Genomic DNA, 12,348 nt, shown 5'->3' with positions numbered 1-12,348 from the left:
CATAAACGGAACGGACAAAAAAAGAGATATAACTAGGAGGCTTTTTTGCATGGATTCTATCCTGACGATCGTTATCATTGTAGTAAGCTCTATTCTAGTGCTGCTCATGATAGAGCTTGTGATAAGAAATCGTTCATATAAAGATATTGAAGCACTGGAGCAGTGGAAACAAGAGATAAAAGATAAACCTGTGGCAGATGAACTAAAACGGGTAAAAGATTTAAACATGACGGGTCAAACAGAAGAACTGTTTGGTAAATGGCGTGAAGAATGGGATGAAATTGTATCAACAACCCTTCCGAAAGCTGACAAAGATTTAGCGCAAGCGCGAAAATTCGCCTCGCAATTCTCCTTCCGAAAAGCAAAGCATGCGATGAACGAATCCATAAGTGGTTTAGATGACGCTGATAATCGTATTACGGACATTTTAAATGAATTACAGCAATTGTTAGAAAGCCATGAGAAAAATAGCTCGGAAATTGAAGGGTTACGTGATACATATCGTAGTATGAAAAAGAGTGTTCTTGCTCATAGACATATGTATGGAGCAGCAGAGCAGAAAATCGAAGAGATGCTAGACGCTGAATCTGAGAAATTTAAAACCTTTGAAGAAGCGACAAACAATGGCGACTATTTAAAAGCGAGAGAAATTGTTATTAGTTTGGAAGAAGGTTTAGCAGATTTAGAAATCATTATTCACCAAATTCCAGATTTATTGGTAGAGTGTCAAGCGACGTTACCAGTTCAGCTGGAAGATTTATTACACGGACACAATGATATGGTAAGACAAGGTTATGTATTAGATTATTTGGAAGTCCCTAAAGAAGTTCGTGATATGACGAAACAACTACAAACATGTTTAATGGATATACAGGAGCTTCATATAACAGAAGCGGCTGAAAAAGTAGAAAACTTAAAAACACGTTTAGATGGCTTCTACGATCAACTGGAACAAGAAGTACATGCGAGACATTATGTGGAGCAAAAAACACTTTCTGTTTATGATGATTTAGAAGAAATGCGCATCGAAACGATTGAAACGAAAACAGAAACACAACTTGTGAAACAAAGCTATCAGTTACAAGATAAAGACATTGAGTCTCAAAAAGTAATTGAAAAGCAAATGCACATTTTAACGAAACGTTTTGAAATGCTACAATTACGCGTTGCAGAACAAGATATTGCCTTCTCTATTATTCGCGAGGAACTAGAAGAGGTTTATGAGCAATGTGAAACGTTAAAAGTACTTCATGCAGAATATAAAGAAATGCTGCAAACGATGCGCAAAGAAGAATTTGAAGCACGTGAGAAGTTACAAGAAATGCGAAATACTATTTTCGAAACGAAACGCTTTATGCAAAAGTCGAATTTGCCAGGTCTTCCAGAGAGTATTATGGAAGATTTAAAAAGAGGGCAAATGGCAATGCAAGCTGTATATGAACAATTAGAAGTGAAGCCGTTAAATATGAACGCTGTAAATAGCAGTTTAGAAGAAGCATACACAACTGTGAACGGTGTGGCTGAAATGACAGAAGAGTTAATTGGACAAGCGTATTTAGTGGAAAAATTAATTCAGTACGGTAACCGTTACCGTAGTCATGATGAAAACCTAGCAGAAAGTTTAAATTATGCTGAGAAATTATTCCGTGAATACCAATACGATGCAGCTTTAGAACAAGCGGCTTCAGTGTTAGAGCAACTTGAACCTGGCGTTGTTCAAAAAATAGCTGAATATGTAGACAACGAACAAACCCTTTCATAAAAGGGTTTGTTTTTTTATGTAATTTTGCAGGCGATGTTGCTATAATGAATAGCGGAATACAGCAAGGTTATTCGTTTCAAAATAAAGTGAAACTGTAATCGGTGGGAGGATTCATCCCCACTGATTACTAGCCTTCACCAATCGGACATTTACGGGCAGTTAATCTCCCATCTAACTTCTTTGCTCTAACTGGATTTTGAGGTGAGAGTCTTATTGCCCGTTAACGCGGGATAAAGTGAAACTGTAATGGGAGGGCATCCTCGCCAATTATTAGCCTTCACCAATCGAGATAAAACGGAACCTTTGCGTAGTCTTAGCGTAATGACACGTATTTATGATATGATTATACGATGTGATAGCGCTGAAAGGGGAAGAACGATGATCTATTTTGATAATAGTGCGACGACGAAGCCATATCCAGAAGCTCTTCAATCGTACGTGACGGTTGCTGGGAAATATTTTGGTAATCCTTCTTCTATTCATTCGCTTGGAGGAGAGGCAGAGCGTCTATTAACACAATCAAGAACGATTGCAGCGCAGCTTCTTCGTGTTAAACCTTCTGAAATTATTTTTACATCAGGTGGAACGGAAGGAAATAACCTTGCGATTAAAGGGATAGCGATGAGGAATCGTTCGCGTGGCAAACATATCATTACAACAAATATTGAACACGCGTCTGTGTTTGAAGCATATAAGCAATTAGAAGAACTCGGGTTTGATGTAACATATTTACCGGTTAACGAGCATGGTGTTGTATCGGTAGAAGATGTGAAACGAGCGCTTCGTGAAGATACGATTCTTGTGTCAATTATTCATGTGAACAACGAAACCGGAGCAATTCAACCCGTTGCTGAAATTGGAACGTTATTATCGAATCATCCGAAAATAAGATTCCATGTAGATCATGTACAAGGGATAGGAAAAGTACCGCTTGATTTATATGCTTCTCATATTGATCTTTGCTCAATATCTGGACATAAATTCCACAGTGTAAAAGGAACAGGTCTTCTTTATGTACGCGATGGCGTAAGATTAGATCCGATTTTATCAGGTGGTCAACAAGAGCTTAAGTATCGCTCTGGTACAGAGAATTTACCTGGCATTGTAGCGATGGTGAAAGCACTTCGCATGACAATGGAACAAGTGAAAGAAAAGGTAGCTCATTTGCAAAGTTTACAAGCAGAGCTTGTTCGTTTCTTTAAAGAGATGGAAGATGTAACGATTAACACGTCGCTTGCATATGCAGCACCGCACATTTTAAATGTATCATTTGTTGGTTTAAAACCAGAAGTAGTCGTTCATGCTTTAGAAGAACACGGTGTATATGTGTCAACGAAATCTGCTTGTTCTTCAAAAGCAAATGAAGTGAGCAGAGTGTTAGTGTCAATGGGAGTGCCGCATGCAGCAGCTGCAAGCGCTATTCGTATTAGTTTGGCACCAGAAAACACAATGGAAGAAGTAAAACAATTTGAAGGTATTGTAAAAGAGACGATGCCAAAATTATATGAAGTGATGAGGTAAAGAAATTATGTTGAAATATGAATATATTTTAGTGCGTTATGGAGAAATGACGACAAAAGGTAAGAACCGTTCTAAATTTGTAAGCACATTAAAAGATAACGTGAAGTTCAAACTGAAAAAATTCCCAAATATTAAAATCGATGCAACACATGACCGTATGTACATCCAGTTAAATGGCGAAGATCATGAAGCGGTATCTGAAAGATTGAAAGATGTATTTGGCATTCATAAATTTAACTTAGCGATGAAAGTACCATCAGAATTAGAAGACATTAAAGAAGGTGCATTAGCAGCTTTCTTACAAGTAAAAGGCGATGTGAAAACATTTAAAATTACTGTACACCGTTCTTATAAGCATTTCCCAATGAGAACGATGGAATTATTACCTGAGATTGGTGGACACATTCTAGAAAATACAGAAGATATTACTGTAGATGTTCATAATCCAGATGTAAATGTACGTGTAGAAATTCGCAGTGGTTATAGCTACATTATGTGTGATGAGCGTATGGGAGCTGGCGGTTTACCAGTTGGTGTTGGCGGAAAAGTAATGGTACTTCTTTCTGGTGGTATTGATAGCCCAGTAGCAGCTTACTTAACGATGAAACGCGGCGTATCTGTGGAAGCAGTTCACTTCCATAGTCCACCTTTCACAAGTGAGCGTGCAAAACAAAAAGTAATCGATTTAGCGCAAGAGTTAACGAAGTATTGTAAACGAGTAACGCTTCACCTTGTTCCGTTTACAGAAGTGCAAAAAACGATTAATAAAGAAATCCCATCTAGCTATTCAATGACGGTTATGCGCCGTATGATGATGCGTATTACAGAACGTATTGCTGAGGAGCGTAACGCACTTGCAATTACGACTGGTGAAAGTCTTGGGCAAGTAGCAAGCCAAACGTTAGATAGTATGCATACGATTAACGAAGTAACAAACTACCCAGTTATTCGTCCGCTTATTACGATGGATAAATTAGAGATTATTAAAATCGCTGAAGAAATCGGCACGTATGATATTTCAATTCGTCCATATGAAGATTGCTGTACTGTATTTACACCAGCAAGCCCAGCGACGAAGCCGAAACGTGAAAAAGCAAATCGTTTTGAAGCGAAATACGATTTCACACCATTAATCGATGAAGCTGTAGCGAGCAAAGAAACAATGGTATTACAAACGATAGAAGTAGTGGCGGAAGAAGAAAAATTTGAAGAACTTTTCTAAACCATAAATTACCATATCTAAAACGTGTATGAAGTCATGTTATTTATCACACTCTATACTCACAAGGAGGTGATATAACATGTCACGTAGCACAAATAAATTAGCGGTTCCTGGTGCTGAATCAGCATTAGACCAAATGAAATACGAAATCGCTCAAGAGTTTGGTGTTCAACTTGGAGCTGATGCAACAGCTCGCGCTAACGGTTCTGTTGGTGGTGAAATCACTAAACGTCTAGTTTCACTAGCTGAGCAACAATTAGGCGGTTACCAAAAATAATCCCATATGATGGCTTAGAAAGAGCGGGTTCTCCCGCTCTTTCTTTTTTGTGTTGCTATTTGTCGGTAAGTTGATGTAATTTCATTTAGTAATTCGACAGAACTGAAAAATTTGTCAAAAGAAGAGGGTTCAAAATTAACAGAAAATTCTTTATTATATAAAGGAGGCATAAAGAAAAGGGAGGATATTTTATGAAGCGAGAAGAATTGTTGGCGCCACCGTCTTATAATTTAGTTTCTGAAATAGAGAAATATACGGGTGATAAAGGGAAATTAGCTTTAATTTGGCAAGATGATAAAGGGAATCGAAGGGAAGTTACATACGCTGAATTAATGCAAGGTGCGAATAAAATTGGAAACGCTTTTATAAAAAGTGGTTTGCAAAAAGGGGACAAGCTTCTTATTATGATGCCGCGTTTAATTGAAGCGTACATGACGTATATTGCTGCTATTAAAGCAGGATTTGTCGTAATTCCAAGCTCGGAAATGTTACGTAAAAAAGATATAGAATATCGAATTGGACATGGAGAAGTAAAAGCGATAGTAAGCTATGAGCCGTATATTAGGCAGTTTGATGATATAGAAGCGATGGAATCTCTTCGAAAATTTGTCCTGAGCGAGCAGTCAGTAGATGGATGGATTAATTTAAAAACAGCGTTAGAAACAGAGAGTGACAGGTTAGAAATGGCGAAGACAGATAAAGAAGATATGGTCTTTTTATCTTACACGTCAGGAACGACAGGAAATCCAAAAGGTGTCGTTCATACACATGCGTGGGCATACGCTCATTTACGTACGAGCGCTCCAAATTGGCTCGGAATTGAAGAGAATGATATTGTATGGGCAACAGCTAGTCCAGGCTGGCAAAAGTGGATTTGGAGCCCGTTTTTAGCAACGCTAGGATCAGGGGCAACAGGGTTTGTATATCACGGTAAGTTTGAACCGAAAACGTACCTGAACTTATTAGACGATAATAAGGTGAATGTACTTTGTTGTACACCGACTGAGTATAGATTAATGGCAAAGGTAGAAGATTTAAGCCAGTACAATTTAGAGGCATTACATAGCGCTGTATCAGCAGGTGAGCCGTTAAATAGAGAAGTCATTGGAACGTTCCAAAAGCACTTTCATATTACAGTGAGAGACGGCTATGGGCAAACGGAAAATACATTACTTGTTGGTGTAATGAAAGGGATGGATATTAGACCAGGTTCAATGGGGAAACCAACGCCAGGTAACCACGTCGATATCATAAATGAGGAAGGTACTCCAGTTAAAGTAGGCGAAGTTGGTGATATTGCAGTTCACATTGAAACGCCGGCCCTCTTTAAACAATATTACAAAGACGATGAACGTACAGCGATGCAATTCCGCGGTGATTATTATATTACAGGTGATAAAGCGAAGAAAGATGAAGACGGCTACTTCTGGTTTGAAGGGCGCGGTGATGATATCATTATTAGCTCTGGTTATACAATCGGGCCGTTTGAAGTAGAGGATGCACTTGTAAAACATCCTTACGTAAGAGAATGTGCAGTTGTCGCAAGTCCTGATGAAATTCGTGGAAGTGTCGTGAAGGCATTTATCGTATTAAGAGAGAATATAGAAAAGAACGAAGAAACATTAATTCCAACACTCCAACAACACGTCAAAGAACTCACTGCACCATATAAATACCCTCGCAAAATTGAATTTGTAGATGAACTACCAAAAACGATTTCTGGAAAAATTCGCCGTATTGAACTTAGAAAACAAGAGATGGAGATTCCGTCAAAATAATTTTGAAAACAGTGAAGTAAATAGTTGAATGAAATGCAAAACAATGATAATATAAAAACGAACACAAGTTCGATTTTATAAACTTAAAAAAGAGGTGTCCGTATGATTTTAGGGATTAATCCGTACTTAGTTTTAGATGGTAGTGGGCAAGAAGCTGTACAGTTTTATAAAGAGGCTTTAGATGCAAAAGTAGAAGTCATGCAAACTTTTGGTGACATGCCTGAAAATCCAGAATACCCGATTCCAGCTGAAGCGAAAGAGCGCGTTTTACACGCTACTTTAAAAGTTGGTAATACGGATCTTATGATTTCTGATACATTCCCAGGTCAAGGACATGCAATCGGATCTCAAGTAACAATCGCAATTCAAATTAGTAATGCAGAAAAAGCAAAAGAAGTATTCGATAAGTTACAAGAAGGTGGAGAAGTTATCATGCCACTTCAAGAAACATTCTGGAGCCCAGCATACGGACAAGTAAAAGATAAATTTAATATTGAATGGCAAGTTACAACGTCTACTACTGAACAAAAGTAATTTTTAGAAAAGCACCATGTTTTGTGATATGATCCCCTTATAGTAGACAGAAAAAAGAAAGCACATTAATCTGTTTACTATGGAGGGGATTTTTCTATGGGTAAAATTCGAGTAACTTATGATATGGAATTCAAGAAGAAAGCAGTAGATTTATATATAAAAGAAGGAATGGGCTATAAAACTGTTGCCAAGGAATTAGGAATTGATCACTCGGTCGTAAGGCGTTGGGTGAAACACTTTGAAGCCGAAGGAATCAAAGGGCTAGAAGAAAAACGTGGTAAAGCGAAAGGATCCGGTTTAGGCAGACCAAGAACGAAGCCAGAAGATCCAGAAGCAAAGATAAAACGATTAGAAGCGGAAAATGAAATGCTAAAAAAGCTCTTAAAGATGTAAAAGGAGGAATGGAAGCTGTATCCAAAACGAAAAAATTTGAAGTTATCCATGAGATGATAAACACAGGGCACACGGTTACCATGTTATGCGAGATTGCTGGTGTAACCAGAGGTGGATATTACAAATGGGTAAAGCGGTATTCAGCACCTTCTGAAAAACAATTGGAGGATGCTGAAATCAAGAAAAAGATTGTAACGTGCTATAAAAAACTGAAAGGAATTTATGGCTACAGAAGAATACAAGTTTGGTTGAAAATCACCTATAATCTTCATATTAATCATAAACGAGTACAGAGACTTATGAAGGAATTAGGTATCAGATCCGTTATTAGGAGAAAACGTCCTTATTACGGAAAGAAAGAAGCCTATGTGATTTCAGATAACCATCTAAACAGAGATTTTCAAGCTTCCAAACCGAATGAGAAATGGGTAACAGACATTACTTACTTAATTTTCAATGGACAGAGACTATATTTATCCGCGATTAAAGATCTATACAATCATGAAATTGTCGCCTATGAAATCAGCCGTAGAAACGACTTGAAGCTTGTGTTAGATACCCTGAAAAAGGCAAGAAAAAAACGAAATGTAAAAGGAATTCTTTTACACAGTGATCAAGGGTTTCAATATACATCTCGACAATATAACCAATTACTAAAAAAATATCAAATGAAGGCAAGCATGTCACGAAAGGGAAATTGTTGGGACAATGCTTGTATAGAAAACTTCTTTAGTCATTTCAAGTCAGAGTGTTTCCATTTATACTCTTTCCGTAAGGCTGATGAGGTGAAAGTTGCCGTGCGCAAATATATGTACTTTTATAATTATCAAAGATTTCAAAAGAAATTAAATAACCTGAGTCCATATAAATATAGAACTCAGGTTGCTTAATTGTGCTTTTTAAAGACTGTCTACTTGACAGGGGTCACTTCATTGAAATGGTGCTTTTTTTTATACAATAAAAAATAAAGGAGATGGGATATATGGGAGAAATTTGGTATGGCGGCACCATTTACACAATGAGAGAAGAAAATGAAAAAGTGGACGCTGTTTACGTTGAAAACGGCATAATTGTTGATGCTGGTAATAAGGGAGAATTAGAAAGCAGATATTCAAACGTAAAGTTACATGACCTAAAAGGAAAAACAATGATCCCAGGTCTCGTTGATAGCCATATGCATCTTATTGGGCATGGAGAGAGATTACTCCGTCTAGATTTATCAAATTGTACATCTTATAGCGAAGTACTGGCTCTTGTTCAGAAGCGAGTGGAAGAAGCTCCAAAGGGCTCTTGGATTATTGGAGAAGGATGGAATGAAAATAACTTTACAGATACGAAAGATGTTCACGCGCGTGATTTAGATGAAATTTCGAAAGACCATCCTATTTTATTAAAGAGAGTTTGTCGTCACGTTACATGGGTGAATTCATACATACTGCAAGAAGTGAATATAACAGAAGCGACAGAAGATCCAAAAGGCGGGAAAATTGGCAGGGATTCATCAAATAAGTTAACAGGACTTTTATATGAACAAGGGCAAGAATTAATTAAACATGTTCAGCCAGAAATTGATGAAGCTTATTTACAAAGAGCTCTGCAAACAGCGATTAAAGATTGCTGGAAATACGGACTTGTTGGCGGGCATACGGAAGATTTAAATTATTATGGTGGTTTTAGAAAAACGCATAATGCGTTTTCTCATGTGATAAAAGAAATGCCATTTAAAGCCCATTTGCTCGTTCACCATGAAGTAGCACATGAACGAAAAGAATATGAAAATGAACATTATATTGAATTTGGGGCAATGAAAATTTTTTCTGACGGTTCTTTTGGCGGAAGAACAGCATTATTAAGTGAACCGTATGAAGATGCTAAGGAAACGAATGGGGTTGCGATTTTCTCACGTGAAGAACTTGCAGAATTAGTGAAGAAAGCACGAGATTTACATATGCCAGTTGCGATTCATACTATCGGTGATTTATCGCTTGAATATGTCATTGATGCACTCGAATTATATCCACCAGCAAAAGGGTTACGTGACCGCATTATTCATTGTCAGCTTGCTCGTGAGGAGTTAATTGAAAGAATGAAAAACTTGCAAGTCATTATAGATATACAGCCAGTCTTTCTTTCATCAGATTTTCCGTCAGTCATTGAAAAACTAGGAGAGCGCCGTCTTCGTTATGCGTATGCTTGGAAGACATTACTGGAAGCAGGGCTACATTGTAATGGTGGCTCAGATGCCCCCATTGAACAAGTAAATCCGTTTCTAGGTATATATAGCGCTGTTACACGTAGAAGTTTTATTGACGGTGTATGCTATATGCCTGAGGAAAGATTAACGGTATATGAGGCTGTTTCTTTATTTACAACAGGAAGTGCCTATGCAATTGGAAAAGAAGCGAAGCGAGGGCAAATTACAAAAGGATATGAAGCAGACTTTACAATATTAGACCGCAATATGTTTGAAATTGAGGCAGAAGAAATAAAAGAAGTACAAGCAGAAATGACCGTAATAGATGGCCAAGTTGTCTATAGAAAAGATGCGTAAAAATATATGAGCGATTATCGGAATATATCGACTTACCGACAAAAACTGACAAGAATAACGGCCGGATAGTAAGAGATTATTGTCCGCGCCAATCGGGGTAAATAAATAACCGCAGAATTATGGAATTCCATAATTCTGCGGTTATTTTAATCCTATAAAAACGTTCTCTGTACTTTTTCCCAGAAAGAGTTGTTTTTTAATTTAACTGTTTTAATTTGTTTATCGCTTAAGCGTACAACAGCTTTTTCCACTTGTTTAATACTAAGCGCTTCGTTATCCATGCCGATAACAGGATAATCGTTACCGTCTGGTCTTAGTTTTAAAGTTAATGTACGTTCGTGATTTAAAATGAAAGGTGAACCGAGCGTACGGTAAGTGTTGTTGTTTAAAGATGCTAGTTCGCTTACTTGGAAACATGGGATAAGCGGGTCAACAACTGCACCATGCAATGATTTATTGTAAGCAGTACTTCCTGTTGGGGTAGAAACTACTAAACCGTCCCCTCTAAAAGTTTCGAAATATAAATCATCAACGTGAACATCTACAACGAATGTTTTAATAATGCTAGAACGTAATGAGAACTCATTTAAACAATGGAAAGATGTACTGCCATCTACATCTACCTGAATTGTTGGATATTTACGCACTTCAATTTCATTTTTTGTAATTTCTTGAAGGGCTGTATCAACGTGATCAATATGGAAATCGCAGTAGAAAGAAATTTCATCTTTCGTAGAAATCCCTGCGTATAAACAATCTTCTCTAAAACCAGTTTTACGAACGGCTTGTAAGAAGGTTGCATCATCTCCAACACTGACGATAGCGTTTGCATTTTTTGGATGATCTAATATGGTAAATCCATTCTCTTCTAAAATACGATAGATTGGTTTCATTTTTTCAACGAGCGTTGCTTTGTCATCACCATAAAAGAAAAATAAATTGCGACGATCTGCCATTATGTATCCCTCCACTGCAGTTAAATTTTCTGTTTTTCGTGCTACATATCATTAGAGTCCGTTCCCTGATGATATGTTCAAATAATATATTTCGATATAAATTGTCAAAATACCTTTTTATTTTTAGAAAAATTTTTATATTCAATCTTATAGAACCCTGTTTAATGATGAATAAAGTTGTCGATAATGGGTACGGAGTGAAAGGATGATACGTATGAAGTGGTTCGTAATTGGAATAATAATTCTTCTTCTTTTTATTTTGTTTATACTATTGTCGAAAATAAAGCTTAAGGTGACATTTTTATATTCAGAAATGGAAAAGCAATGTTTGCTTCAAGTGAAAATATGGATGATTCGATATACATTTGATGTGTTGGAAAGAATTGAAAAACAGCAGAAAAAGACAGGACAGAAAATCGAAAAAGCTGAAGAGGACGGCGGACTCGATAATAAAATTATGGCGCAACTTGACAGCATTGGTGAACTGATAAAAAAGCTTCAAGAAGTTCATACTATTGTTAAAGATTTTCTCAAACGAGTGAAAATCAATGGTTGGAAATGGCATACACAAATTGGAGCAGGCGACGCAGCTAGTACTGGAATTGTCACTGGATATGCATGGGGGACAAAAGGTATGGCTGCTGGAGTTGTCGGACAATATATGCATATTGTCGATGTACCAGAATTTGAAATTACTCCTGTTTTTCAAGGGAAAGGATTTGCGTCAAGATGTGAGTTAACAGCATCTTTTCGGATATTCCGCACTATAAAAACAGCGGTGAAATTGCTCATATTTATGAGGAAGCAAAGATCTGGTATGACAGAAAAATCTGTTCAAGCATAGGGGGGATATAGAATGGACCATCCAATTCAAGGTTTAATGACAACCGCAATGCAGCATTTAAAACAAATGACTGATGTAAATACCATTGTTGGTGACCCAATTAAAGCGGCAGATGGAAGTGTAATTCTTACTGTTTCGAAAGTAAGTTTTGGATTTGCTGCTGGTGGAAGTGAATTTGGTAAAGTAGAACATTCAGGCCGCCATCCATTTGGCGGGGGAAGTGGTGGAGGAGTTTCTATTAATCCTGTTGCCTTTCTTGTTATAAATGGAGATGGTGTGAAAGTATTGCACTTAGATAAACAAACACACGTCATCGATAAAATAATTGAATTAGCTCCACAAGCTGTTGATAAAGTGAAAGAAATGATGGATAAACGAAAAGAAGATGATCCTGAATTTCAAATTTAACGAATAAAGAAGCTAATCAATAGGTTAGCTTCTTTAATTTTTTTGTAAATAAAGCGATTTTATTTGCATTATCGATAGGGACAAACTATCATTTACATTGTA

General features: G+C 37.1%; 12 protein-coding genes. 11 read left to right on the top strand and 1 reads right to left on the bottom strand.

Annotation, left to right across the window (positions count from 1 at the left end; all coding sequences use genetic code 11):
* The first annotated feature begins 49 nt into the window (after positions 1 to 49).
* The 9 genes from ezrA to MHB52_RS23995 all read left to right on the top strand — a co-directional run bounded on the left by ezrA (position 50) and on the right by MHB52_RS23995 (position 10,038).
* Positions 50 to 1,762 carry a septation ring formation regulator EzrA gene (gene ezrA / locus MHB52_RS24035; protein ID WP_000377305.1) on the top strand — a complete coding sequence of 571 codons (1,713 nt, stop codon included), beginning with the start codon at positions 50 to 52 and terminating at the stop codon, positions 1,760 to 1,762.
* A gap of 378 nt (positions 1,763 to 2,140) precedes the next feature.
* Entirely contained in the window at positions 2,141 to 3,283 is a 1,143-nt protein-coding gene (locus tag MHB52_RS24030; RefSeq protein WP_000638992.1) for a cysteine desulfurase family protein, read from the top strand.
* Between the two features lie 7 nt (positions 3,284 to 3,290).
* Positions 3,291 to 4,505 (top strand): tRNA uracil 4-sulfurtransferase ThiI, encoded by a 1,215-nt coding sequence (gene thiI / locus MHB52_RS24025; RefSeq protein ID WP_061663959.1) that lies wholly within the window; start codon positions 3,291 to 3,293, stop codon positions 4,503 to 4,505.
* Positions 4,506 to 4,584: 79 nt separating this feature from the next.
* Complete coding sequence (locus MHB52_RS24020) at positions 4,585 to 4,782, top strand: alpha/beta-type small acid-soluble spore protein (protein ID WP_000091640.1); 198 nt, start codon at positions 4,585 to 4,587, stop codon at positions 4,780 to 4,782.
* A 191-nt stretch (positions 4,783 to 4,973) separates the two neighbouring features.
* Entirely contained in the window at positions 4,974 to 6,560 is a 1,587-nt protein-coding gene (gene mbcS / locus MHB52_RS24015) for an acyl-CoA synthetase MbcS (protein WP_044796462.1), read from the top strand.
* A gap of 102 nt (positions 6,561 to 6,662) precedes the next feature.
* Positions 6,663 to 7,094, top strand: a complete 432-nt coding sequence (locus tag MHB52_RS24010; RefSeq protein WP_000600350.1) for a VOC family protein — start codon at positions 6,663 to 6,665, stop codon at positions 7,092 to 7,094.
* A gap of 96 nt (positions 7,095 to 7,190) precedes the next feature.
* Entirely contained in the window at positions 7,191 to 7,487 is a 297-nt protein-coding gene (locus MHB52_RS24005) for a transposase (RefSeq protein WP_046955285.1), read from the top strand.
* Between the two features lie 8 nt (positions 7,488 to 7,495).
* Entirely contained in the window at positions 7,496 to 8,377 is an 882-nt protein-coding gene (locus tag MHB52_RS24000) for an IS3 family transposase (protein WP_061663695.1), read from the top strand.
* Between the two features lie 92 nt (positions 8,378 to 8,469).
* Positions 8,470 to 10,038 (top strand): amidohydrolase, encoded by a 1,569-nt coding sequence (locus tag MHB52_RS23995; RefSeq protein ID WP_016118719.1) that lies wholly within the window; start codon positions 8,470 to 8,472, stop codon positions 10,036 to 10,038.
* 152 nt (positions 10,039 to 10,190) lie between these two features.
* Here MHB52_RS23995 and MHB52_RS23990 read toward each other — a convergent pair whose 3' ends face one another.
* A complete protein-coding gene (locus MHB52_RS23990; protein WP_000785177.1) occupies positions 10,191 to 10,994 on the bottom strand; it encodes an NAD kinase in 804 nt (267 codons plus the stop codon).
* A gap of 205 nt (positions 10,995 to 11,199) precedes the next feature.
* Between MHB52_RS23990 and MHB52_RS23985 the strand changes: the two genes are divergently transcribed.
* Both MHB52_RS23985 and ytfJ read left to right on the top strand, forming a co-directional pair.
* On the top strand, positions 11,200 to 11,838 hold the full coding sequence (locus MHB52_RS23985; RefSeq protein ID WP_002098024.1) for a DUF2953 domain-containing protein: 639 nt from the start codon (positions 11,200 to 11,202) through the stop codon (positions 11,836 to 11,838).
* A gap of 12 nt (positions 11,839 to 11,850) precedes the next feature.
* Positions 11,851 to 12,246: a GerW family sporulation protein gene (ytfJ, locus tag MHB52_RS23980; protein ID WP_000350003.1), complete on the top strand. Its 396-nt coding sequence runs from the start codon at positions 11,851 to 11,853 to the stop codon at positions 12,244 to 12,246.
* The last annotated feature ends 102 nt before the right edge of the window (positions 12,247 to 12,348 follow it).

It is taken from the genome of Bacillus sp. FSL K6-0073 (genome assembly GCF_038006085.1).
GTDB lineage: Bacteria > Bacillota > Bacilli > Bacillales > Bacillaceae_G > Bacillus_A > Bacillus_A cereus.
This window is presented reverse-complemented; position numbering and strand designations above follow the sequence as displayed.

Bases quoted from the DNA above. Each gene is read 5' to 3' on its own strand.
- mbcS (WP_044796462.1), top strand. From the start codon at position 4,974: ATGAAGCGAGAAGAATTGTTGGCGCCACCGTCTTATAATTTAGTTTCT.
- thiI (WP_061663959.1), top strand. From the start codon at position 3,291: ATGTTGAAATATGAATATATTTTAGTGCGTTATGGAGAAATGACGACA.
- ytfJ (WP_000350003.1), top strand. From the start codon at position 11,851: ATGGACCATCCAATTCAAGGTTTAATGACAACCGCAATGCAGCATTTA.
- MHB52_RS24000 (WP_061663695.1), top strand. From the start codon at position 7,496: ATGGAAGCTGTATCCAAAACGAAAAAATTTGAAGTTATCCATGAGATG.
- MHB52_RS24020 (WP_000091640.1), top strand. From the start codon at position 4,585: ATGTCACGTAGCACAAATAAATTAGCGGTTCCTGGTGCTGAATCAGCA.
- MHB52_RS24005 (WP_046955285.1), top strand. From the start codon at position 7,191: ATGGGTAAAATTCGAGTAACTTATGATATGGAATTCAAGAAGAAAGCA.
- MHB52_RS24030 (WP_000638992.1), top strand. From the start codon at position 2,141: ATGATCTATTTTGATAATAGTGCGACGACGAAGCCATATCCAGAAGCT.
- MHB52_RS23995 (WP_016118719.1), top strand. From the start codon at position 8,470: ATGGGAGAAATTTGGTATGGCGGCACCATTTACACAATGAGAGAAGAA.
- ezrA (WP_000377305.1), top strand. From the start codon at position 50: ATGGATTCTATCCTGACGATCGTTATCATTGTAGTAAGCTCTATTCTA.
- MHB52_RS24010 (WP_000600350.1), top strand. From the start codon at position 6,663: ATGATTTTAGGGATTAATCCGTACTTAGTTTTAGATGGTAGTGGGCAA.
- MHB52_RS23985 (WP_002098024.1), top strand. From the start codon at position 11,200: ATGATACGTATGAAGTGGTTCGTAATTGGAATAATAATTCTTCTTCTT.
- MHB52_RS23990 (WP_000785177.1), bottom strand. From the start codon at position 10,994: ATGGCAGATCGTCGCAATTTATTTTTCTTTTATGGTGATGACAAAGCA.